Below are 23,009 nucleotides of genomic sequence, written 5' to 3' on the forward strand. Positions count from 1 at the left end.
TCGGTCTCGAAATTGGCCTCGGTGATTGCGGATACCCCAGGGCCGCCGTCACCGGCCGCCGGTGCGCCGCCGGCCGGCTGCTGCTGGGCCCGCTGCTTGAGGCCGGACAAGTCGACCGCACCGGCAAGCGCGGGGCCAATCGAGGGTCGCGGACGCGTCACGACGTCAAGTTTGGCATGCGCGTCGGCGACCGATCCACCCGGCCGGGTGGCGCCTCGGCGGACCGGAAATCAGTCCCGAGGGGCCTCGATCAGGATGTATGACGAAGATCACAAAAGTCCCCGCGTGGGCCGACCCAGCAACCTCGTTGAGAGTCGACCCACGCCGACGAAACCGGCTACTTCGCGTTTGCCCGCAGGATCAGGGCGTCGCCCTGACCACCCGCGCCGCACAGGGCGGCGACGCCGTAGCCGGAGCCCCGGCGGGCCAGTTCCAGCGCCACATGCAGTGTTATCCGCGCGCCCGACATGCCGATCGGATGCCCGACGGCGATCGCCCCGCCGTTGACGTTGACGATGTCGGGATCGAGGCCGAGTTCGCGGGTCGAAGCCAAAGCGACCGCCGCGAACGCCTCGTTAATCTCCACCACGTCGAGCTGGTCGGCGGAGATGCCCTCGCGGCCGAGCGCCTTCTTGATCGCGTTGGCCGGCTGCGACTGCAGGGTCGAGTCCGGTCCGGCCACGACGCCGTGTGCACCGATTTCTACCAGCCAGGTCAGCCCGAGCTCTTCCGCCTTGGCCTTGCTCATCACCACCACGGCCGCCGCCCCGTCGGAGATCTGAGACGCCGAACCGGCGGTGATGGTGCCGTCGCGACGGAATGCCGGCTTGAGGCCCGACAGGGACTCGACGGTGGTGTTGGCGCGGATCCCCTCGTCCTCGGTGAACTGCAGCGGATCACCCTTGCGCTGCGGAATGTTGACCGGCACCACTTCGTCGGCGAAGACGCCGTCCTTCCACGCCGCGGCCGCCTTCTGATGCGACCGCGCAGCGAACTCGTCCTGCTCCTCGCGAGTGAACTTGTCCACGTCATTGCGTTGCTCGGTGAGCGCGCCCATCGGCTGGTCGGTGAACACGTCGTGCAGGCCGTCGTAGGCCATGTGGTCCAGGACCGTGACGTCGCCGTACTTGTAGCCCGCCCGGCTGTCCATCAGCAAATGCGGCGCCTTGGTCATGGACTCCTGCCCGCCGGCCACCACCACGTCGAACTCCCCGGCGCGGATCAGCTGGTCGGCGAGCGCGATCGCGTCGATGCCGGACAGGCACATCTTGTTGATGGTCAGCGCCGGAACGTCCCAGCCGATGCCGGCCGCCACGGCCGCCTGGCGGGCCGGCATCTGGCCGGCCCCCGCCGTCAGCACCTGGCCCATGATCACGTACTCGACCGCGGAGGCGGGCACGTTGGCCTTCTCGAGCGCGCCTGCGATGGCAATGGCCCCCAGATCGCTGGCCGAGAAATCCTTCAACGAACCCATCAGCTTGCCGATCGGCGTCCGCGCTCCAGCAACGATCACCGAAGTCGTCATTACTCTCTCCTAAGGGCTACTAACGCTCCCCTGGACGGCCGATTTGGCCTCCCGGAGAAGCGCAATCTTTGCCGCCAGGTTACCTTTATGTGATGACGACCGATCAAGTTGACGCCCGTCAGGTCCTGGCCACCGCGCTGGTGACGGCGATCGATCACGTCGGCATCGCAGTCGCCGACCTGGACGCGGCCATCGCGTGGTATCACGACCACCTCGGCATGATCGTCGCACACGAGGAAGTCAACGAGGAGCAGGGAATCCGCGAGGCCATGCTGTCCGTGCCGGGCGCCCCGGCCGGTACCGCTCAGATCCAGTTGATGGCACCGATCGACGACTCCTCGACCATCGCCAAGTTCATCGACAAGCGCGGGCCCGGCATCCAACAGATGGCCGTCCGGGTGAGCGACCTCGACAGCGTGATCGAGCACCTGCGCTCTCAGGACATCCGGCTCCTCTACGATGCGCCCCGCCGCGGTACGGCAAACTCGCGGATCAACTTCATCCACCCCAAGGACGCCGGCGGCGTTCTCATCGAGTTGGTCGAACCGGCCACCTGAGGCTCAGCGGTCAGGACCACTTCCGGGTAGGCCCGCGCGTGGCGCGGTGGGTCCAGCACGAGGCATGCCAATGGCGTCGATCGTCGGCCCCTCCGAGGGTCGGATCAGTCGGCCAGACCACCAGATGAGCTGTGCCCGCGCGTATTTCGTGATCGCAACCGGGACAGCGGTAGGTCTTGACCGCTCGGACCGCCGCGACGGGACGCACCTCGTACTCGTGGCCGTCCGGCCCGGTCTCCACCCGGAGCGGCGCCGGCGGCGAAGGTGACGGGCGCCGCCGACGTGGCGGTGTACGACGCCGGGCCATGCCGCCAGCCTAGCCGCGAGGCTCAAAACAGCCGGTATTCGTCGCTGTCCATTCCGCGCATCTTGTCGTAATCCAATGTGATGCAACGGATCCCCCGGTCGGTGGCGAGCGTGCGCGCTTGCGGCTTGATCTGCTGGGCCGCGAACACCCCCTTCACCGGTGCCAGCACGCTGTCGCGATTGAGCAACTCGAGGTAGCGGGTGAGCTGCTCGACGCCGTCGATCTCCCCCCGCCGCTTGATCTCCACCGCGACGGAACCGCCCTGCTCGTCACGGCAGAGCAGGTCGACCGGCCCGATCGCGGTCATGTATTCGCGACGAACCAGCGTGTAACCCTCGCCGAGCAGTTGCACGTGCTCGGCGAGCAACGCCTGCAGGTGGGCTTCGACGCCGTCCTTGACCAAGCCGGGGTCAACGCCGAGGTCGTGGCTGGAGTCGTGCTCGACCACCTCGACCGTGATGCGCAACTGTTCGCCGGCCTTGTTCTGTACCACCCACACGGGCGCCGGATCACCGGCCTCCTCGCTGAGCCAGCAGGGCGGACTCATCCAGTTCAGCGGCTTGTAGGCGCGGTCGTCGGCGTGCACGCTGACCGAGCCGTCCGCCTTGAACAACAGCAACCTGCGCGCCGACGGAAGATGCGCGGTCAGCCGGCCGACGTAGTCCACAGTGCACTGGGCTATGACTAGACGCACCCGACTCACCTTAGAGCGTGGCCGACAAATTAGGCTGACGCCACCATGTCGGCCAACCAGAGCTTGGCAAAACGCATCGGCCGGGTGCTCGAGACGGTCACCCGTCAGAGCGGCCGGCTACCGGAGACCCCGGCGTACGGCTCCCTGCTGCTGGGCCGAGTCACCGAGAGCCAGCGACGGCGCCGCATCCGCATCCAGCTCATCCTGACCGTGCTGGTCCTTGGCGCCAACCTGATCGGTATCGTGGTGGCGCTGCTGCTGGTGATAGTCGCCATCCCGCAGCCAAGCATCTTCCACGACGCGCCTGCCTGGATTACGTTCGGGGTCTCACCGGCCTACATCGTGTTGGCCCTGGCGGTGGGCACCTATTGGATCACCCGCCGGACGGTGTTCTCGCTGCGCTGGGCGATCGAGGAGCGCTCGCCGAACGCGGAAGACGAGCGCAACACCTTCCTGGCCCCATGGCGGATCGCCCGCTTCGACCTCATCCTGTGGGGTGTCGGCGCGGTGGTCTACACAATGCTCTACGGCCTGGTCAACACGCTGTTCATCCCGCGGTTTCTCATCGCGGTGGGCATCTGCGGCATCTTGGTGGCCACCGCCAGCTATCTGATCGCCGAGTTCGCCCTGCGCCCCGTCGCAGCGCAGGCACTGGAGGCGGGGCCACCGCCACGACGTTTCTCGGCCGGGATCATGGGCCGGACGATGGTGGTCTGGTTCCTCGGGTCCGGCCTGCCCGTGCTCGGCATCGCCTTTCTCGCGGGCTTCCAGGCCCTGATGCGGAACCTGACCGAGACCGAGTTCGCGGTCGGCGTGTTGATCGTGTCGATGGCCACGGTGATCTTCGGTTGCCTCTTGATGTGGATCCTGGCCTGGCTCACCGCAACTCCGGTGCGCGTGGTCCGTACGGCATTGCGCCGCGTAGAGCGCGGTGATCTGCGGGGCGATCTCGTCGTTTTCGACGGCACCGAACTCGGTGAGCTCCAACGCGGTTTCAACGCGATGGTCGACGGGCTGCGCGAGCGCGAACGCGTCCGCGACCTCTTCGGACGGCACGTCGGGCGCGAGGTCGCCCTCGCCGCGGAACGCGAGCGGCCGCAGCTGGGCGGCGAAGAACGCCATGTCGCAGTCGTATTCATCGACATCGTCAGGTCTACCCAACTGGTGACCAGCCGGCCTCCGGCCGAAGTCGTTTCGGTGCTCAACCAATTTTTTGGCATCGTCGTCGAGGAAGTGGACCGACACTGCGGCCTGGTCAACAAGTTCGAGGGCGACGCGACGCTGGCCATCTTCGGAGCCCCCAATCATCTGGACCGTCCGGAAGACGAGGCGCTGGCCACCGCGCGCGCCATCGCCGAGCGGCTCGACAACGAAATGCCCGAGTGCCAGGCCGGTATCGGTGTGGCGGCGGGGCAAGTGGTCGCCGGCAACGTCGGCGCCAGGGAACGCTTCGAGTACACCGTGATCGGGGGGCCGGTCAACGAGGCGGCCCGCCTGTGCGAGCTGGCCAAGTCACACCCCGGCCGGCTGCTTGCGACGGCCGGCGCGCTGGAGGGCGCGAGCGAGAAGGAACGCGCCCGTTGGAGTTTGGGTGAGACCGTGACGCTTCGCGGACACGAGCGCCCCACCCGGTTGGCTTCGCCCGCCGACTCGCCTGCGTGACGCGATTGATTTTCGGCCCGAGTGGGTAACGGGATTAAGGACATCGCCCCTCATAGAGATTTGGTGTTGACATGCCCGGTAGTACAACAGCCCGCCGTGTTTCCCTCGCCGCGGGCGTCGCGGCGGCCATCGCCTTGAGTTCGCTGACAGCGGGTTGCGGCTCGAGCAACAACAAGAATCCGACGACGTCGACGGTCACCACCACGGTCACGACGCCGACCAGCGTCACCACGACCCCCCCGGCCGCGACCACTACTGCCGCCCCGGGTGGCGGGGGGCCCGAGACCGGGCCCGGCGGTGCCACGACCGCCGGACCGGGTGGGTCCGGCGCCGGCGCCGGACCCGGCGGGGCCAGCGCGGGTGTGCCGGGCGCGGGGGCATCTGCCGGCCCCGGCGGCGCGGGCGCCTGCGCCGGTGGCGTCTGCGTCGGGACCCCTCCCAGCCCGTAGGCCTCACGCGCTATGACGCCGGTCCCACCGGCGTCATAGCGCCATGGCGCAAGGCGGTGCCCGCGTAGGGCCTACGCGGGCACCCACGCACCACTCACGTCGTAGATCTGCGTCTGCGGTGCTCGTCCGGACAGGTCTCGTTCGGCCGCGCATACCACACGAGCCGATATAGTGCATCTTGCACGGTGTGCCAAAACCCTTCTGGGTCAATACATTTCCTCTATTGAGCGATAGAAGATCGTGAATTGACCCGCAGATCCACCCGCAACGATAGTTGCGACGGGCCAAGGCGTCGGCCGGGCGACCTGAGAAGGGTGCATCGTGACAACCAATGGACTGCTGGACCGTGCGAGGATCGTCGCAAGGCCGGGATGGAGCCGCTGGCTGGTTCCCCCCGCCGCGCTGTCGATCCATCTGGCCATCGGCTCGGTTTACGCGTGGAGCGTCTTCAAGATCCCGCTGGAGAAATCGCTACATGTCTCCGGTACGGCCAGCGCCATGCCCTTCACCATCGGCATCGTGATGCTGGGAGTGTCGGCTGCGGCTTTCGGCACCCGCGTCGACCACTACGGGCCCCGCTGGGCGATGTTCGTTGCCACCGTCTGCTTCTGCGGCGGGCTGCTGATTGCGGGATTGGGAGTTTCGGTCCGTCAGTACTGGATCGTCTTGTTGGGCTATGGCGTGGTTGGTGGCGTCGGGCTGGGTATCGGCTACATCTCTCCGGTGTCCACGTTGATCAAGTGGTTCCCCGACCGCCCGGGCATGGCCACCGGCCTGGCAATCATGGGCTTCGGCGGCGGAGCGCTGATCGCGTCGCCGTGGACCAACAGCCTTCTCGCCGCGTTCGGAAGAAACAGCAGTGCGGGTGTCGCCAAGACCTTCCTGGTGATGGGCTGCACCTACGCGGTGTTCATGTCGATGGGGTGCGTGCTGATCCGGGTGCCCGCACCCGGATGGGCGCCCAACGGCTGGAAACCCAAGCCGGACAAGACCGTATCGTCGGCCAGCGTCGCCGGCGTGGCGGCGGCGAACGCGATCAAGACGCCCCAGTTCTGGCTCTTGTGGGCGGTGCTGTGTTTCAACGTGACCGCCGGGATCGGCATTCTGGAGAAGGCGTCACCGATCTACCAGGACTTCTTTCCGGCCGCTCCCAGTGCGGCCGTGCTGGCTTCCGCGGCCGCCGGGTACGTCGCGCTGCTTTCGCTGGCCAACATGCTCGGCCGCATCGGCTGGTCATCGTTGTCGGACCTGGTGGGCCGCAAGGCGATCTACCGGCTCTATCTGGGCGGCGGCGCCCTTCTGTATCTGACGCTGCTCCTGACGACCAACTCCAACAAAATTGTGTTCCTGCTGTGCACGCTGCTGATCCTGTCGTTCTACGGCGCGGGGTTCTCGACGGTTCCTGCTTACCTGCGTGACCTGTTCGGCGTCTTCGAGGTCGGTGCCATCCACGGCAGGTTGTTGACCGCGTGGTCGGTTGCGGGCGTGTTAGGCCCACTCACCGTCAACGCGATTGCGGACTCGCAGAAGGCGGCCGGCAAACACGGCCCGGAGCTGTACACCGTGTCATTCGCGGTGATGATCGCCCTGTTGGTTCTCGGCGTGGTTTGCAACGAGCTGATCAGGCCGGTAGCCGAGAAACATTACCGGGAAGCATGGTCCGACGACACCTCGTCGGCAGCCGAGACGACGTCCCCCCGACAGCCCGAAAGGCAACCATGACCACACCGACGGCGGACACTCCCGGCCGGCGCGTCAGTCTCGTCCTCATACTCCCCTGGCTGTGGGTGGCCGTCCCGTTCGCGTACGGGGTCTGGCAGCTCTGCACCAAGATCACCCAGCTATTCAGCGTCTGACCACCCGAGCCGCGCCCGGGCCGCCAGCGCCCCGCACTACGATGTCGTTTTTCCGCCAGTTTTGTCAGTCGGTGGGTGTAAGTCTTGAAGCGTGCATGACGACCTCGAACGTTGCTACCGCGCCGTCCAGTCCAAGGACGCCCGGTTCGACGGCTGGTTCGTCACGGCGGTCCTGACCACCCGCATCTATTGCCGCCCCAGCTGCCCGGTGCGGCCGCCGTTCGCCCGCAACGTGCGGTTCTACCCGACCGCGGCGGCCGCTCAGCGCGCGGGGTTCCGGGCCTGCAAACGGTGCCGCCCCGACGCGTCGCCGGGTTCACCGGAATGGAACGTACGCGGCGACGTCGTCGCGCGGACGATGCGGCTCATCGCCGACGGCACGGTGGACCGCGAGGGTGTCGGCGGTCTGGCAGCCCACCTCGGCTATACCACCCGCCAGCTGGAGCGGCTGTTGCAGGCCGAAGTGGGTGCCGGCCCGCTCGCGCTGGCCCGCGCCCAGCGAGCGCAGACCGCTCGCCTGCTGATCGAGACCACGGCTTTGCCGTTCGGCGACGTCGCCTTCGCGTCGGGGTTTTCCAGCATCCGCCAGTTCAACGACACCGTGCGCCTGGTCTTCGAGAACACGCCGACGGAACTGCGCCGGCTGGCGGCCGCCCGGCCCGGGTCGGGCGCCGCTTCGGCGGGAACGGTGTGCCTTCGCCTGCCGGTTCGCACCCCGTTCGCCTACGAGGGAGTCTTCGGCCACTTGGCCGCCAGCACAGTGCCCGGTTGTGAGGAAGTTCGCGATGGCGCCTATCGACGCACCCTTCGCCTGCCGGTCGGCAGCGCCGTCGTCACGCTGACACCGGCCGTCGATCACGTCCGCTGCGTGCTCACGCTCGATGACTTTCGCGACCTCACAACGGCGATCGCCCGCTGCCGGCGGCTGCTCGATCTCGACGCCGATCCCGAAGCGGTGGACGAGGCGCTCGCCGGTGACCCCGGCCTGCGTCCCGCGATCGTAAAGGCACCCGGACAACGCATCCCCCGCACTGTCGACGAGGCCGAGCTGGCCGTGCGCGCGGTTCTGGGCCAACAGGTCTCGACCAAAGCGGCGAGCACGCACGCCGGCCGCCTGGTCGCCGCCTACGGGCACCCGATCGCGGACCCGGACGGCGGGTTGACGCATACTTTCCCGTCGGTGGAGCAGCTCGCCGAGATCGACCCGGTCCACTTGGCGGTCCCCAAAGCCCGCCAACGGACCCTGAGCGCATTGGTCGCCGGCCTCGCCGACGGCAGTATCGTCCTGGACAGCGGGAGCGACTGGGAAGCCTCCCGCAGGCAATTGCTGGATCTGCCCGGGGTAGGCCCCTGGACCGCAGAGGTGATTGCCATGCGCGGTCTCGGTGACCCAGATGCCTTCCCCGCCACCGACCTTGGCCTTCGCTCGGCCGCCAGACAGCTGGGCTTGCCGACGGACGAAGGGGCGCTGGTCACGCATGGCACCCGCTGGCGCCCCTGGCGCTCGTACGCGACCCAGTACCTTTGGACCACCCTCGAGCATCCGGTTAACCAATGGCCACCACAGGAGCCCCAAAAGGAGACAGCATGATCGAGTACCGCACCATCGAAAGCCCGGTCGGGCCGCTGACGTTGGCGGGACAGGACTCCGTTTTGACCATGCTTCGGATGGTCGACCAGACCTACGAACCCAGCCGGACCGGCTGGACACCGAACCCGGCCGCATTCCAAGAGGCCACCGAGCAACTCGACGCCTACTTCGCCGGCGAGCTGACCGACTTCGATTTCGAATTCGAGCTCCGCGGCTCCGATTTCCAGCGGCGAGTGTGGTCGGCGCTACAAACAATTCCATATGGCGAAACGAGGTCGTACGGAAAGATTGCGGACCAGATCGGAGCTCCCGGCTCCGCACGGGCGGTGGGGTTGGCCAACGGCCACAACCCCATTGCGATTGTCGTTCCCTGCCATCGAGTGATCGGCGCCAACGGCAGCCTCACCGGTTACGGCGGCGGCCTCGAGCGAAAGCAAACGTTGCTCGGGTTGGAGAGAAAACACGCATCCGCGAATGCGACTTTGACATTGTTCGACTAGAAATCGCCGGCGCCGTAAATGCAAAAACACCCCCGTCGCCGGGGGTGTTTTTGTGTATGTTCGGCGGTGTCCTACTTTTCCACCCGCATGGGCAGTATCATCGGCGCTGACAGGCTTAGCTTCCGGGTTCGGAATGGGACCGGGCGTTTCCCTGTCGCTGTGGCCGCCGTAACTCTATTTAAATTTGGTTTCGGTGGGGGGTGTGGTGTCCAAGTTTCCGCGGCTATTGCCGCTGGAAATGGAAAGTGGTTGCGATTGTGTGTTGGTAAGTTTTCGGCCGGTTAGTGCCAGTTCCCTGCACTCATTGCTGAGCTTCCAGGTCTGGCCTATCGATCCCGTGGTCTGCGGGGGGCCTTATCCCTCTAAAAGGGTGAGAAACCTGATCTTGGAGAAGGTTTCCCGCTTAGATGCTTTCAGCGGTTATCCTGTCCGAACGTGGCTATCCAGCGGTGCCCCTGGTGGGACAACTGGTATACCAGAGGTTCGTCCGTCCCGGTCCTCTCGTACTAGGGACAGGTTTCCTCAAGTTTCTGACGCGCGCGGCGGATAGAGACCGAACTGTCTCACGACGTTCTAAACCCAGCTCGCGTGCCGCTTTAATGGGCGAACAGCCCAACCCTTGGGACCTGCTCCAGCCCCAGGATGCGACGAGCCGACATCGAGGTGCCAAACCATCCCGTCGATATGGACTCTTGGGGAAGATCAGCCTGTTATCCCCGGGGTACCTTTTATCCGTTGAGCGACACCCCTTCCACTCGGGGGTGCCGGATCACTAGTCCCGACTTTCGTCCCTGCTTGACTTGTAAGTCTCGCAGTCAAGCTCCCTTGTGCACTTACACTCAACACCTGATTGCCGTCCAGGTTGAGGGAACCTTTGGGCGCCTCCGTTACATTTTAGGAGGCAACCGCCCCAGTTAAACTACCCGCCAGGCACTGTCCGTGAACCCGATAAGGGTTCGACGTTAGGTGTCCAATACGATCAGAGTGGTATTTCAACAACGACTCCGCCCCAACTGGCGTTGAGGTTTCACAGTCTCCCACCTATCCTACACAAACCGTACCGAACACCAATACCAAGTTGTAGTGAAGGTCCCGGGGTCTTTTCGTCCTGCCGCGCGTAACGAGCATCTTTACTCGTAGTGCAATTTCGCCGAGTCTATGGTTGAGACAGTTGGGAAGTCGTTACGCCATTCGTGCAGGTCGGAACTTACCCGACAAGGAATTTCGCTACCTTAGGATGGTTATAGTTACCACCGCCGTTTACTGGGGCTTAAATTCTCCGCTTCACCTTACGGTTAACGGGTCCTCTTAACCTTCCAGCACCGGGCAGGCGTCAGTCCGTATACATCGTCTTGCGACTTCGCACGGACCTGTGTTTTTAGTAAACAGTCGCTACCCACTGGTTTCTGCGGCCGAATCCCGCTCCCACCGCAAGGGTGTTCACAGTATTTCGGCCCCCCTTCTCCCGAAGTTACGGGGGCATTTTGCCGAGTTCCTTAACCATAGTTATCTCGTACGCCTTGGTATGCTCTACCTGACCACCTGTGTCGGTTTGGGGTACGGGCCGTGTGTGTGCTCGCTAGAGGCTTTTCTTGGCAGCAGAGGATCACCGAATTCGCCTCAATCGGCTATGCATCACCTCTCAGGATTAATGAGCGACGGATTTACCTATCGCTCTCCCTACGGGCTTGCCCCAGTATTACCACTGACTGGTACGGCTACCTTCCTGCGTCACCCCATTGCTTGACTACTACCAGCGAAGGTCCCACGCAGCCGGCGATCCTCGCACCCCGAAGGGATTGATAGACCACCATTTGGGTGGTTAGTACCGCTGATTCGTCAGGGACGCCCACACACGGGTACGGGAATATCAACCCGTTGTCCATCGACTACGCCTGTCGGCCTCGCCTTAGGTCCCGACTCACCCTGGGCGGACTGGCCTGGCCCAGGAACCCTTGGTCTTACGGCGGGCAAGGTTCTCACTTGCCTTATCGCTACTCATGCCTGCATTCTCACTCCCCCAAACTCCACCACACGGTTACCCGGTAGCTTCGCTGCATGGGGGACGCTCCCCTACCCAACCTTACGGTTGCCGCGGCTTCGGCGGTGTGCTTGAGCCCCGCTACATTATCGGCGCACAATCACTTGACCAGTGAGCTATTACGCACTCTTTCAAGGGTGGCTGCTTCTAAGCCAACCTCCTGGTTGTCTCTGCGACTGCACATCCTTTTCCACTTAGCACACGCTTAGGGGCCTTAGCCGGCGATCTGGGCTGTTTCCCTCTCGACGCACGGAGCTTATCCCCCGCCGTCTCACTGCCACGCTATACACCACGGCATTCGGAGTTTGGCTGACGTCAGTAACCTAGTAGGGCCCATCGGCCATCCAGTAGCTCTACCTCCGTGGTGAAACACGTAACGCTGCACCTAAATGCATTTCGGGGAGAACCAGCTATCACGGAGTTTGATTGGCCTTTCACCCCTACCCACAGCTCATCCCCTCAGTCTTCAACCTAAGTGGGTTCGGGCCTCCACGCGGTCTTACCCGCGCTTCACCCTGGCCATGGGTAGATCACTCCGCTTCGGGTCCAGAACACGCCACTACACCCCAAAGGGGATGCGCCCTATTCAGACTCGCTTTCGCTGCGGCTACCCCGCACGGGTTAACCTCGCGACGTGTCCCTGACTCGCAGGCTCATTCTTCAAAAGGCACGCCATCACCCCACAAGGAGGCTCTGACGGCTTGTAGGCACACGGTTTCAGGTACTATTTCACTCCCCTCCCGGGGTACTTTTCACCATTCCCTCACGGTACTAATCCGCTATCGGTCATCGAGAAGTATTTAGGCTTACCGGGTGGTCCCGGCAGATTCACAGCAGATTCCACGGGCCCGCTGCTACTCGGGTGTTGATACAAGGTAGGTGCCGGGTTTTCGCGTACCGGGCTTTCACCGTCTACGGCGGGCCGTCCCAGGCCACTTCCGCTAACCACGACACTTTCTGACTACCCCTCAGCCAGGTAGAGCTGAGACATATCAATCCCACAACCCCGCACACACAACCCCTACCCGGTTATCCATGCATGCGGTTTAGCCTGTTCCGCGTTCGCTCGCCACTACTAACGGAATCACAATTGTTTTCTTCTCCTACGGGTACTGAGATGTTTCACTTCCCCGCGTTACCTCCCGCACCCTATATATTCAGATGCGGGTAACACGACATCACTCGTGCTGGGTTTCCCCATTCGGAAATCCTCGGATCAATGCTCGGTTGACAGCTCCCCGAGGCATATCGCAGCCTCCCACGTCCTTCATCGGCTCTCGATGCCAAGGCATCCACCATGCGCCCTTAAACACTTACTTACACACAAAAACCAAAGAAGAAATTACACATTTCAACGAACACGCGACCGTTGCCGGCAACGCATCCGTTTAGATGCTCGCAACCACTATCCAATACTCAAACACCACACCCCACCACCAAGATGGAGGGACACCACACGGACTGGCCGAGTGTTGTCTCAGGGCCCAATAGTGTGTCTGGCAATCATTTGCTGTTGTGCACCCGGATCCCGCCCACTACAGGCGGAAACCCCTCACGGCTCGCACCCCACCAATTGGAGTGCTTTTCGTGGTGCTCCTTAGAAAGGAGGTGATCCAGCCGCACCTTCCGGTACGGCTACCTTGTTACGACTTCGTCCCAATCGCCGATCCCACCTTCGACAGCTCCCTCCCAAAGGGTTAGGCCACTGGCTTCGGGTGTTACCGACTTTCATGACGTGACGGGCGGTGTGTACAAGGCCCGGGAACGTATTCACCGCAGCGTTGCTGATCTGCGATTACTAGCGACTCCGACTTCACGGGGTCGAGTTGCAGACCCCGATCCGAACTGAGACCGGCTTTAAAAGGATTCGCTTAACCTTACGGCATCGCAGCCCTTTGTACCGGCCATTGTAGCATGTGTGAAGCCCTGGACATAAGGGGCATGATGACTTGACGTCATCCCCACCTTCCTCCGAGTTGACCCCGGCAGTCTCTCACGAGTCCCCGGCATTACCCGCTGGCAACATGAGACAAGGGTTGCGCTCGTTGCGGGACTTAACCCAACATCTCACGACACGAGCTGACGACAGCCATGCACCACCTGCACACAGGCCACAAGGGAACGCCTATCTCTAGACGCGTCCTGTGCATGTCAAACCCAGGTAAGGTTCTTCGCGTTGCATCGAATTAATCCACATGCTCCGCCGCTTGTGCGGGCCCCCGTCAATTCCTTTGAGTTTTAGCCTTGCGGCCGTACTCCCCAGGCGGGGTACTTAATGCGTTAGCTACGGCACGGATCCCAAGGAAGGAAACCCACACCTAGTACCCACCGTTTACGGCGTGGACTACCAGGGTATCTAATCCTGTTCGCTCCCCACGCTTTCGCTCCTCAGCGTCAGTTACTGCCCAGAGACCCGCCTTCGCCACCGGTGTTCCTCCTGATATCTGCGCATTCCACCGCTACACCAGGAATTCCAGTCTCCCCTGCAGTACTCTAGTCTGCCCGTATCGCCCGCACGCCGAGGGTTAAGCCCCCGGTTTTCACGAACAACGCGACAAACCACCTACGAGCTCTTTACGCCCAGTAATTCCGGACAACGCTCGCACCCTACGTATTACCGCGGCTGCTGGCACGTAGTTGGCCGGTGCTTCTTCTGCAGGTACCGTCACTTGCGCTTCGTCCCTGCTGAAAGAGGTTTACAACCCGAAGGCCGTCATCCCCCACGCGGCGTCGCTGCATCAGGCTTGCGCCCATTGTGCAATATTCCCCACTGCTGCCTCCCGTAGGAGTCTGGGCCGTATCTCAGTCCCAGTGTGGCCGGACACCCTCTCAGGCCGGCTACCCGTCGTCGCCTTGGTAGGCCATCACCCCACCAACAAGCTGATAGGCCGCGGGCCCATCCCACACCGCAAAAGCTTTCCACCACAAGGCATGCGCCAAGTGGTCCTATCCGGTATTAGACCCAGTTTCCCAGGCTTATCCCGAAGTGCAGGGCAGATTGCCCACGTGTTACTCACCCGTTCGCCACTCGAGTACCCCCGAAGGGGCCTTTCCGTTCGACTTGCATGTGTTAAGCACGCCGCCAGCGTTCGTCCTGAGCCAGGATCAAACTCTCCAAACAAAATCTCCTCGCGGACGAGGTGAATTCAAATCAGAGAAAATCTGACCTAACAAAAAGACACCAAATAACTGGCATCAAAAGTTGCCATACCCACACACGGGGAGTGCTAGGTATGGCCAAAAAACAACAACAAATAAAAAGACCAAACACACTATTGAGTTCTCAAACAACACTTGTTTCGCCCGTTTTGGGGCAACCCTGCCAGCTTAATACAAGTCCGGCAGCGAAGTCAACTCCCAGTTTTGGTCTTCCGGAGACCGTTTCGGGAGCAGCCGTGCAAGGCTAGTACCAATCCAGCGAGGGAGTCAAGGGCCCGGGGTGTCGGCCGCCTGGTGTGGCGACCGCCCCTGTGGGGCACTGACTTTGGTTACTCTACCCGCTCGATCTCCGCTCCCAAAATCGCCAGGTTCTCCACGAACAACGGGTAGCCCCGATCGATGTGGAAGACGTCGTGGACCTCGGTGTCACCGTCGGCGACGAGCCCCGCCAAAACCAGCCCCGCACCGGCCCGAATGTCCGAACACCACACCGGGGCGCTCGACAATTGCGGCAGGCCTCGCACGACTGCGTGGTGACCATCGGTGCGGGCGTCCGCGCCCAGCCGGATCATCTCTTCGACAAAGCGGAAACGGGCCTCGAAAACGTTCTCCGTGATCATCGAGGTGCCGTCGGCGATCGACGCCAGGGCGATCGCCATCGGCTGCAGATCCGTCGGGAACCCGGGGAACGGCAGGGTCGCCACGTTGACGGCCTTGGGCCGTTCGTACTGGGTGATCCGAAAGCTGTTGTCCGTCTGGGTGACGGTCGCGCCGGCGTCGTGCAGCTTGTGCAGCACCACCTGGAGGTGGGCCGGGTCGACGCCGGTCACCGAGATGTCTCCACGGGTCATCGCGGCGGCGATGCCCCAGGTGGCGGCAACGATGCGATCCCCGATCACCCGGTGCTCGGTCGGGTAGAGCCGTGGGACTCCGGTGATGGTCATGGTCGACGAGCCGGCACCTTCGACCTGCGCGCCCATCTGGTTCAACATGGTGCACAGGTCCACGACGTCGGGTTCGCGCGCCGCATTGTGGATCGTGGTGACGCCCTCGGCCAGCACGGCGGCCATCAGGATGTTCTCGGTGGCCCCCACCGAGGGAAACTCGAGCTGGATCTCCGCGCCGCGCAAGGTGTCGGCGTGGGCGACGACGCAACCGTGTTCGATGTTGCACTGGGCGCCCAGCTGCCGCAGGCCCGCCTGATGCATGTCCAGTGGACGGGAACCGATCGCGTCACCGCCCGGCAGCGCCACCCTGGCCCGCTTGCACCGGCCGACCAGCGGCCCGAGCACGCAGACCGACGCCCGGAACTGTCGCACCGCCGCGAAGTCGGCGTCGTATTTCGGCTCGTCGGGTGAGGTGATGCGGGCGACGTCGCCGTCGAGTTCGACGGTGGCGCCCAGGCCGCGCAAGACCTCTGCCATCAACGGCACATCGAGGATGTCGGGGCAGTTGGTGATGGTGCTGGTGCCCTCGGCCAGCAGCGTTGCCGCCATCAGCTTGAGCACGCTGTTCTTGGCGCCCCCCACTGCGACTTCGCCGGACAACCGGTTGCCGCCGGTCACCACGAATCGCTCAGCCACCCGCGTCAGTCTAGTGAAGCGGTATCGGGTTGTCAGTCAGCCCGCTTGGCGACGATGCGCTCCGCGGAGCGGAGCGAGGTGGGGGCGCCCCCAGCCGTGCAGCGACGAGGGGTCAGCCGAGGCTCGGCACCATCGCGAGCCGCAGTACCGTTTTGGTCATGGCGATACACCTGACCCGCATCTATACGCGAACCGGTGACGACGGCACGACGGGATTGAGTGATTTCTCGCGGGTCTCCAAGAACGACCCCCGACTGGTCGCCTACGCGGACTGCGACGAGGCCAACTCGGCGATCGGCGTCGCGATCGCCCTTGGTCAGCCCGACCAGGAGATCGCCGGTGTGTTGCGGCAGATCCAGAACGACCTGTTCGACGCCGGCGCGGACCTGTCGACACCGGTGGTGGAGAACCCCGAATATCCAGCCCTGCGGGTCACCCAGCCCTACATCGACCGGCTCGAGGGCTGGTGTGACAAATATAACGAGAACCTGACTGCGCTGAATTCCTTTGTGCTGCCGGGCGGTTCGCCGCTGTCGGCGCTGTTGCACGTCGCCCGCACCATCGTCCGCCGGGCGGAACGCTCGGCCTGGGCGGCGGTCGAGGCCGCGCCGCAGCAGGTCAACGTCCTCCCGGCGAAGTACTTGAACCGCCTGTCGGATCTGCTCTTCATCCTGGCGCGCGCGGCCAATCCCGACGGTGACGTGCTGTGGAAGCCCGGGGGCCAACCCGGCGGCGACGCGCCACCTCCCAGTTAGCCTGCGGGGCAAGGCCTAAACGCTGCGGCGGCGAGCGCGCGGTGACGGGCGCGATTCCAGCCAGGACAGGAACGCGGTCAACGCGCCCTTGTCGAGCGCGATCTCATAACCGGTCCGACGATCCTGCGTCGTGTCGCGCAGCTCCAGCACAACGATCTCGTCGGTCATGATGTCGAACTCGTCGCCGCGGGGTGCGCGGCGGGAGACGATCTCGACTCCCCTGCGGCTGAGTCGGCGATCGGGCCACAGCCGCAGGCTGGAGAGCCGGTAGAACGCGGCCTCACCGCCGCGGTAACGGATCACGCCGTGACGCCAGCCGTGACCCCCGACCGCGGGAATGTCTCGCATGATCCCCGCGGTGCCGCCCTGGCGCAGCTTCCACAACCGATAGCTCAACGCGACGACCGCGCCCGCCAGGACGACGACGAGCACGACCATGCCGATCATGGGCGCGCTCATCGGCGATTAGTCGATCGCGCCGACGGCGCGCAATCTGCCGCGCCCCCGCGCCGCGATGCGCGGGTCGTCGGACTCCGAATCCTCCCTCGCGGCGCTTTCGTCGATCTCCGACTCGAACGCGGCGGACTCGGCCAGAACGGTCACCGACTCCTCGGTGACCGACAGGAATCCACCTTCGATGGCGACGCGCAGATCGTCGTCACCCTCGCGTTCCACGCGCACCATCGCGTCGTCGACCAGCTGGGCGACGATCGGGATGTGCCGGGGCATGATGCCGATTTCGCCGACGGTGGTGCGGGTGAACAAAAACGTTGCCTCACCCGACCAGATCTTGCGGTCTACGGCAACTATCTCAACGTTCAATTCGGCCATGCCACAGAGCCTTTCAGAGCCTTTCGGTTACGCCTTTAGGAATCCAACTTGGCGCCGAAGCTTTCGGCTTTCTTGGCCAAGTCGTCCAGGCCGCCGATCAAGAAGAACGCCTGTTCCGGGATGTGGTCGAAGTCGCCCTTGGTCAGGCGGTCGAACGCCTCGATGGTCTCCTTCACCGGCACCGTCGAACCCGGCTGCCCGGTGAACTGCTCGGCCGCCATCATGTTCTGCGACAGGAACCGCTCGATGCGCCGGGCGCGCTGGACCAGCTGCTTGTCCTCCTCGGACAGCTCGTCGATACCGAGGATCGCGATGATGTCTTGAAGGTCCTTGTAGCGCTGCAGGATTCGGATGACTTCCTGCGCCACCCGGTAATGCTCGTCACCGACCACGCTGGGGTCGAGGATCGTCGAGCTCGATGCCAGCGGGTCCACCGCGGGGAAGATGCCTTTGGAGAACACCGAGCGCGACAGCTCGGTGGTGGCGTCCAGGTGCGCGAACGTGGTCGCCGGCGCAGGGTCGGTGTAGTCGTCGGCGGGCACGTAAACCGCCTGCATCGAGGTGATCGAGCGGCCTCGCGTCGAGGTGATGCGCTCCTGCAGCTCACCCATCTCGTCGGCCAGCGTGGGCTGGTATCCCACCGCGGAAGGCATACGGCCGAGCAGCGTCGATACCTCCGACCCGGCCTGGGTGAACCGGAAGATGTTGTCGATGAACAGCAGCACGTCCTGGCCTGCCTCGTCGCGGAACCACTCGGCCATCGTCAGGGCGGACAGGGCCACGCGCATACGGGTGCCGGGCGGCTCGTCCATCTGACCGAACACCAGCGCGGTGTCCTTGAGCACGTCGGCTTCCTTGAGCTCGACCCAGAGGTCGTTGCCCTCACGGGTGCGCTCGCCCACGCCGGCGAAAACCGAAGTACCACCGAAGTTTCGGGCGATACGGTTGATCATCTCCTGGATGAGCACCGTCTTGCCCACGCCGGCACCGCCGAACAGCGCGATCTTGCCGCCACGCACGTATGGCGTGAGCAGGTCGACGACCTTCAGACCAGTCTCGAGCATCTCGGTGCGGGGCTCGAGCTCTTCGAACGGCGGCGGCTTGCGGTGGATCGACCAGTGCTCGAAGTCCTCACCGTAGCCCGGCTCGTCCAGGCAGTCACCCAGCGCGTTGAAGACGTGACCCTTGACCTCCTGGCCGACCGGCACGGAGATCGGCTTGCCGCTGTCCGTCACCTCGACGCCGCGGACCAGCCCGTCGGTGGGCTGCAGCGAAATGGTGCGCACCAGGTTGTCGCCAAGGTGCTGTGCGACCTCCAGGGTGAGGGTCTTCTTGAGCTCCTCGAACGTGATCTCGGCGTTGAGCGCGTTGAACAGTTCAGGCACAGAACCGCGCGGGAACTCGACGTCGACCACGGGACCGGTGATTCGCACCACGCGGCCGCTGGTCTCGGAGTTCGTGGCCTTCTCGGCCTTTTCTGTCGTTGCAGTAGTAGCAGCCATTTATTTTCTCTTCCTCGTGTGCTACTTAGCGTCGGCGAGCGCATTTGCGCCGCCGACGATTTCGCTGATCTCTTGGGTGATCTGGGCCTGACGCTCGCGGTTGGCCATCAGCGTGAGCTCTTTGATCAGGTCGTCCGCGTTGTCGGTTGCCGACTTCATCGCTCGTTGGCGCGAAGCGAGCTCCGACGCCGCCGATTCGAGCAGCGCGGCGTAGACGCGGGTCGTCACGTAACGCGGCAGCAGCGACTCGAAAAGCGTTGTCGCGTCTGGCTCGAACGAATACAGGGTGCGCACTTCCGGCGGCTCCTCGACGTACTCGACCACCATGGGTGCGATCCGGTGAGCTACCGCCGCCTGCGACATCATCGACTTGAACTCCGAGTAGACGACGTGCAGTTCGTCGACGCCCTGGTCGTCCTGCGACTCGTCGCCCGTGCCCTTCATGAAGGCATCGACCAGGGTCGAAGCGATCTCGGCGGCGTTCTCGTACTGAGGTTGCTCGGAGAAGCCCGTCCACGAGTCGGTGATGTCCCAGTTGCGGAACTTGAAGTAGTTCAGCGCCTTCCGGCCGACCGTGTACACGACCGGCGTCTTGCCTTCCTCGCGCAGCAGTGAGAACAGCTCCTCAGATCGACGGAATATGCTGGAGTTGTAGGCGCCGCAGAGACCACGGTCGGAAGACACCACCAAGACGCCGGCCCGCTTGGGTTCTTCCCGCTCGACCAACAGGGGGTGATCCAGTGCGGCTTCGGACGACAGCGTGGTGAGCATCGCGGTGATCTGAAATGCGTAGGGCCTGGCGGCTTGCAGCCGGGCCTGCGCCTTTCCGATGCGCGATGTCGCGATCATCTCCTGGGCCTTGGTGATCTTCTTGATCGACCCCGCCGAGCGGATCCGGCCGCGTAATTCGCGAAGTGTGGCAGCCATTGGTTGCTACTTGTTCTCTTTCTTTGCCTTCTTCTCCGGCGCAGGCTTTTTCACCTTCACCGATTCCTTCCCGAGGTCTTCTTCGTCCAGCGGCTCGACGTGCTCGTCGGGCACGACCGATCCGCCGCCCGTGGCTGCGAAGCCCTTCTTGAAGTTGTTGATGATGTCGGTCAGCTGCTTTTCGGCCTCTTCGGGAAGCTTTCCGCTGTCGCGGACACCGGCCAGGAACTTCTCCTCGGACGCCCGCATGTGGTCGAGCAGCTCGGTTTCGAAACGCCTGACGTCCTCGACGGGCACGGAGTCCAGGTGACCTCCGGTACCCAGGAAGATCGAAACAACCTGCTCCTCAACCGGCATGGGCTGATACTGCGGTTGCTTGAGCAGTTCGACGAGCCGCTCACCGCGCTCCAGCTGCGCCTTGGAGGTGGCGTCCAGGTCGGAAGCGAAGGCCGCAAACGATTCCAGTTCGCGGTACTGGGACAGGTCCAGACGCAGCGAGCCTGCCACCTCCTTCATGGCCTTGATCTGTGCCGCACCACCCACGCGGGACACCGACACACCGACGTTGATGGCGGGCCGCACGCCCTGGTTGAACAGGTCGGACTCCAGGAAGCACTGCCCGTCGGTGATCGAGATGACGTTGGTCGGGATGTAGGCCGAGATGTCGTTGGCCTTGGTCTCGATGATCGGCAGGCCGGTCAGCGACCCACCCCCGAGTTCGTCGGAGAGCTTCGCGCAGCGCTCCAACAGCCGCGAGTGCAGGTAGAACACGTCTCCGGGGTAGGCCTCGCGGCCCGGCGGCCGACGCAGCAGCAGCGAGATCGCCCGGTACGCCTCGGCCTGCTTGCTCAGGTCGTCGAAGACGATCAGCACGTGCTTGCCGTCGTACATCCAGTGCTGGGCGATCGCCGAACCGGTGTATGGCGCAAGCCATTTGAAGCCTGCCGAGTCGGACGCCGGGGCCGCGACGATGGTGGTGTAGTCCATAGCGCCGCCCTCTTCGAGCGCTCGCCGGACCGACGCGATCGTGGTGCCCTTCTGACCGATGGCCACATACACGCAGCGGACCTGCTTTTTCTCGTCGCCGCTCTCCCAGTTCTCCCGCTGGTTGAGGATGGTGTCAACGCACACGGCGGTCTTGCCGGTCTTGCGGTCGCCGATGATCAGCTGCCGCTGGCCTCGACCGATCGGGGTCATCGCGTCGATGGCCTTGATGCCGGTCTGCAGCGGCTCGCTCACACTCTGCCGCTGCACCACCGAAGGCGCCTGGATCTCCAGCGCGCGGCGGATGTCGGTGTCGATGTCCCCCCGACCGTCGATGGGCTGGCCGAGCGGATTGACCACACGCCCCAGGAAGGCGTCGCCGACCGGGACGGACAGGACTTCCCCGGTGCGCTTGACCTGTTGGCCCTCTTCGATTTTCTCGAAGTCACCCAGGATCACCGCGCCGACGCTGTGTTCGTCGAGGTTCAGGGCGACGCCGAGAACCCCGCCGGGGAACTCGAGCAGCTCCTGCGTCATGACGGAGGGCAGGCCTTCGACGTGCGCGATGCCGTCCCCGGCCTCGACGACGGTACCGACCTCTTCGCGTGAGGTGTCGGAGGTGAAAGAGCCTACATACTCCTCGATGGCGCTTTGGATGTCATCAGCGGAGATTGTCAACTCGGCCATGGCTTTTCGTCTTCCTACTTGATCTTGGTTCGCGTGTGCTTGTGAATGGTTGGTGTCAGTCGGGCAGTTGCGCCTGGGCTGCGGCAAGGCGCGAAGCGAGTGTCCCGTCAATCACTTCGTCGGCCACGGAGATGAGCAGCCCGCCCAGCAGTTCGTCGGAGATCTGCAGCTGCACCGTCACCGGGTGGCCGTAGATGCGGCCGAGGACGTCGGTGAGGCGGGACCGCTGGGCATCGCTGAGCTCGGCCGCCGCACCGACCTGTGCGACGATCTCGCCGCGACGTGCCACGGCGACTTCCGCCAGGAACTGGACGGCCTCCTCGGCCGACTCGCCTCTGAGCAGTTGGACGGTCTGGGTCAGCAGCGCCTGCACGATCGGGTTGACTCTGTCGCTCGCGCTGTCAAGCACCTTGCGCAGCAGGCCGATTCGTCCTTCCACCGGGACGCCGTAGTCGCCCAGCAGGATGGCGAGCCGCGGCTGCGAGTCCAGGATGCGCGAGAACCGGAACAACTGCTCTTCGACTTCGTCGACCTTGTTCTCACGCTCGGCGACTTCCAGCAGCGCCTGCCGCGAGATGTGCTCGATGGCGGCGGCCAGGTCGGAGTTGGCCGACCAACGCTCCGAGACGGCCAGCCGCAACACGTCGAGAGTGGCGTCAGCGACCTTGCCGGAGACCAACCGCTCGATCAACCGGACCCGGGGCGCCGCGTCCTCGGCGGGCACAGTCAGATACCGGGTGACGACGATCTCCCGGTCGAGCATTTCGGCTACCGAGACAAGCTCGGCTGACAGATCGGAAAGGGCTTTGTTGTCAAGGCCTTTGGCGATGTCACTGAACCGCTCCGACAGCCCCGCCACCGCTGCGCGACTGGCGGAGCGCATCTTCGCCAGCAGCGGATATTGGACCTCCGCGGGCGCAGGGGCCATCGCTTCGAGGTCGTCCAGGAACCGATCGACGGTGGCCGATTGCTGCGCCGGCTCGGCGACGTAGTTGCGCACCAATTCGCCGGCCTGACGCACCGCTTCGTGGCCGAGCTCCAGGCGAAGCTGGCGGCTCAGTTGCGTACGCAGCAGGTCGACCTGGCGGCCGCCCTGTGCGGTGATGCGCTCGGACTCGACCGCGGATTGGGCCCGGAACTGCTCGGCGATGCGGCCAGCGTCCGTTTGGGCCTCCTCGACGAGCCGTTCGGCTTCGACCTTGGCGGATTCCACGGCCTTGCTGTGGGCCGTGGTCGACTCACTCAGCCGATCGGCCGCCGCCGCAGAGTCTTTCAACTGCTGGCGGACGGCGTCTTGACGAGCAGCCATCAGACGGCGCACCGGGGGCACGACGTACCGCACGACCAGGAAAACGATTGCCGCAAAACCGATCAACTGCCCGATGAAAGTCGACATACG

At 64.1% G+C, this 23,009-nt stretch carries 18 protein-coding genes, 3 rRNA genes and 1 pseudogene; 8 read left to right on the forward strand and 14 right to left on the reverse strand.

What is annotated here, in order from left to right; all coding sequences use genetic code 11:
* Both A5713_RS29325 and A5713_RS21335 read right to left on the reverse strand, forming a co-directional pair.
* A pseudogene (locus A5713_RS29325) lies at positions 1 to 161 on the reverse strand (co-chaperone YbbN); the annotation flags it as partial.
* A gap of 176 nt (positions 162 to 337) precedes the next feature.
* Entirely contained in the window at positions 338 to 1,525 is a 1,188-nt protein-coding gene (locus A5713_RS21335) for an acetyl-CoA C-acetyltransferase (protein WP_067923014.1), read from the reverse strand.
* An 89-nt stretch (positions 1,526 to 1,614) separates the two neighbouring features.
* Here A5713_RS21335 and mce point away from each other — a divergent pair, with 89 nt between their 5' ends.
* The gene (gene mce, locus A5713_RS21340; protein ID WP_197509205.1) at positions 1,615 to 2,082 is read left to right on the forward strand and encodes a methylmalonyl-CoA epimerase; all 468 of its coding nucleotides are present in this window, start codon (positions 1,615 to 1,617) and stop codon (positions 2,080 to 2,082) included.
* A 10-nt stretch (positions 2,083 to 2,092) separates the two neighbouring features.
* On the opposite strand, the gene A5713_RS27840 is transcribed toward mce, so the two are convergent.
* Together A5713_RS27840 and nucS are read right to left on the reverse strand one after the other, a co-directional pair.
* Positions 2,093 to 2,389, reverse strand: coding sequence for a hypothetical protein (locus tag A5713_RS27840; RefSeq protein WP_082973080.1), 297 nt, complete (start codon positions 2,387 to 2,389; stop codon positions 2,093 to 2,095).
* A 22-nt stretch (positions 2,390 to 2,411) separates the two neighbouring features.
* A complete protein-coding gene (nucS, locus tag A5713_RS21345; protein ID WP_067923010.1) occupies positions 2,412 to 3,083 on the reverse strand; it encodes an endonuclease NucS in 672 nt (223 codons plus the stop codon).
* Positions 3,084 to 3,128: 45 nt separating this feature from the next.
* On the opposite strand from nucS, the gene A5713_RS21350 reads away from it, so the two are divergent.
* The 6 genes from A5713_RS21350 (at position 3,129) to A5713_RS21365 (ending at position 9,141) form a co-directional block, all read left to right on the forward strand.
* Positions 3,129 to 4,745 carry an adenylate/guanylate cyclase domain-containing protein gene (locus tag A5713_RS21350; protein WP_068098282.1) on the forward strand — a complete coding sequence of 539 codons (1,617 nt, stop codon included), beginning with the start codon at positions 3,129 to 3,131 and terminating at the stop codon, positions 4,743 to 4,745.
* Between the two features lie 71 nt (positions 4,746 to 4,816).
* Complete coding sequence (locus A5713_RS27845; RefSeq protein ID WP_082973081.1) at positions 4,817 to 5,194, forward strand: hypothetical protein; 378 nt, start codon at positions 4,817 to 4,819, stop codon at positions 5,192 to 5,194.
* 321 nt (positions 5,195 to 5,515) lie between these two features.
* Positions 5,516 to 6,916 (forward strand): OFA family MFS transporter, encoded by a 1,401-nt coding sequence (locus A5713_RS21355; protein ID WP_067923006.1) that lies wholly within the window; start codon positions 5,516 to 5,518, stop codon positions 6,914 to 6,916.
* A complete protein-coding gene (locus A5713_RS28835; RefSeq protein WP_197516436.1) occupies positions 6,913 to 7,050 on the forward strand; it encodes a hypothetical protein in 138 nt (45 codons plus the stop codon). Before A5713_RS21355 ends, A5713_RS28835 begins: the two co-directional genes overlap by 4 nt.
* A gap of 91 nt (positions 7,051 to 7,141) precedes the next feature.
* Positions 7,142 to 8,641, forward strand: coding sequence for a DNA-3-methyladenine glycosylase 2 family protein (locus tag A5713_RS21360; RefSeq protein ID WP_068098283.1), 1,500 nt, complete (start codon positions 7,142 to 7,144; stop codon positions 8,639 to 8,641).
* Positions 8,638 to 9,141 (forward strand): methylated-DNA--[protein]-cysteine S-methyltransferase, encoded by a 504-nt coding sequence (locus A5713_RS21365; protein WP_067923001.1) that lies wholly within the window; start codon positions 8,638 to 8,640, stop codon positions 9,139 to 9,141. The genes A5713_RS21360 and A5713_RS21365 overlap by 4 nt, the downstream gene beginning before the upstream one ends.
* Before the next feature lie 58 nt (positions 9,142 to 9,199).
* On the opposite strand, the gene rrf is transcribed toward A5713_RS21365, so the two are convergent.
* From rrf to murA, 4 genes are all read right to left on the reverse strand, one after another.
* A 5S ribosomal RNA gene (gene rrf / locus A5713_RS21370) occupies positions 9,200 to 9,312 on the reverse strand.
* Positions 9,313 to 9,402: 90 nt separating this feature from the next.
* Positions 9,403 to 12,501: ribosomal RNA gene (locus A5713_RS21375) — 23S ribosomal RNA — on the reverse strand.
* 282 nt (positions 12,502 to 12,783) lie between these two features.
* A 16S ribosomal RNA gene (locus A5713_RS21380) occupies positions 12,784 to 14,303 on the reverse strand.
* Together the 16S, 23S and 5S rRNA genes form the textbook arrangement of a ribosomal RNA operon.
* A 367-nt stretch (positions 14,304 to 14,670) precedes the next feature.
* Positions 14,671 to 15,924, reverse strand: a complete 1,254-nt coding sequence (gene murA / locus A5713_RS21385; protein WP_067924781.1) for a UDP-N-acetylglucosamine 1-carboxyvinyltransferase — start codon at positions 15,922 to 15,924, stop codon at positions 14,671 to 14,673.
* 158 nt (positions 15,925 to 16,082) lie between these two features.
* Here murA and A5713_RS21390 point away from each other — a divergent pair, with 158 nt between their 5' ends.
* Positions 16,083 to 16,679 (forward strand): cob(I)yrinic acid a,c-diamide adenosyltransferase, encoded by a 597-nt coding sequence (locus tag A5713_RS21390; protein WP_068098284.1) that lies wholly within the window; start codon positions 16,083 to 16,085, stop codon positions 16,677 to 16,679.
* 15 nt (positions 16,680 to 16,694) lie between these two features.
* On the opposite strand, the gene A5713_RS21395 is transcribed toward A5713_RS21390, so the two are convergent.
* Genes A5713_RS21395 through A5713_RS21420 form a run of 6 tightly spaced genes read right to left on the reverse strand, consistent with a single transcriptional unit; the run spans position 16,695 to position 23,006 of the window.
* Positions 16,695 to 17,138 (reverse strand): DUF2550 domain-containing protein, encoded by a 444-nt coding sequence (locus tag A5713_RS21395; RefSeq protein WP_067924787.1) that lies wholly within the window; start codon positions 17,136 to 17,138, stop codon positions 16,695 to 16,697.
* Between the two features lie 6 nt (positions 17,139 to 17,144).
* A complete protein-coding gene (locus A5713_RS21400) occupies positions 17,145 to 17,510 on the reverse strand; it encodes a F0F1 ATP synthase subunit epsilon (RefSeq protein ID WP_067924789.1) in 366 nt (121 codons plus the stop codon).
* Between the two features lie 35 nt (positions 17,511 to 17,545).
* On the reverse strand, positions 17,546 to 19,012 hold the full coding sequence (atpD, locus tag A5713_RS21405; RefSeq protein ID WP_068098285.1) for a F0F1 ATP synthase subunit beta: 1,467 nt from the start codon (positions 19,010 to 19,012) through the stop codon (positions 17,546 to 17,548).
* A gap of 21 nt (positions 19,013 to 19,033) precedes the next feature.
* Entirely contained in the window at positions 19,034 to 19,939 is a 906-nt protein-coding gene (locus A5713_RS21410) for a F0F1 ATP synthase subunit gamma (protein ID WP_068098286.1), read from the reverse strand.
* Positions 19,940 to 19,945: 6 nt separating this feature from the next.
* Positions 19,946 to 21,610 carry a F0F1 ATP synthase subunit alpha gene (atpA, locus tag A5713_RS21415; protein ID WP_068098287.1) on the reverse strand — a complete coding sequence of 555 codons (1,665 nt, stop codon included), beginning with the start codon at positions 21,608 to 21,610 and terminating at the stop codon, positions 19,946 to 19,948.
* 55 nt (positions 21,611 to 21,665) lie between these two features.
* Positions 21,666 to 23,006 carry a F0F1 ATP synthase subunit B/delta gene (locus A5713_RS21420; RefSeq protein ID WP_068098288.1) on the reverse strand — a complete coding sequence of 447 codons (1,341 nt, stop codon included), beginning with the start codon at positions 23,004 to 23,006 and terminating at the stop codon, positions 21,666 to 21,668.
* Positions 23,007 to 23,009: the final 3 nt, after the last annotated feature.

The organism is Mycobacterium sp. E2497 (genome assembly GCF_001668695.1).
Classification (GTDB): Bacteria; Actinomycetota; Actinomycetes; order Mycobacteriales; family Mycobacteriaceae; genus Mycobacterium.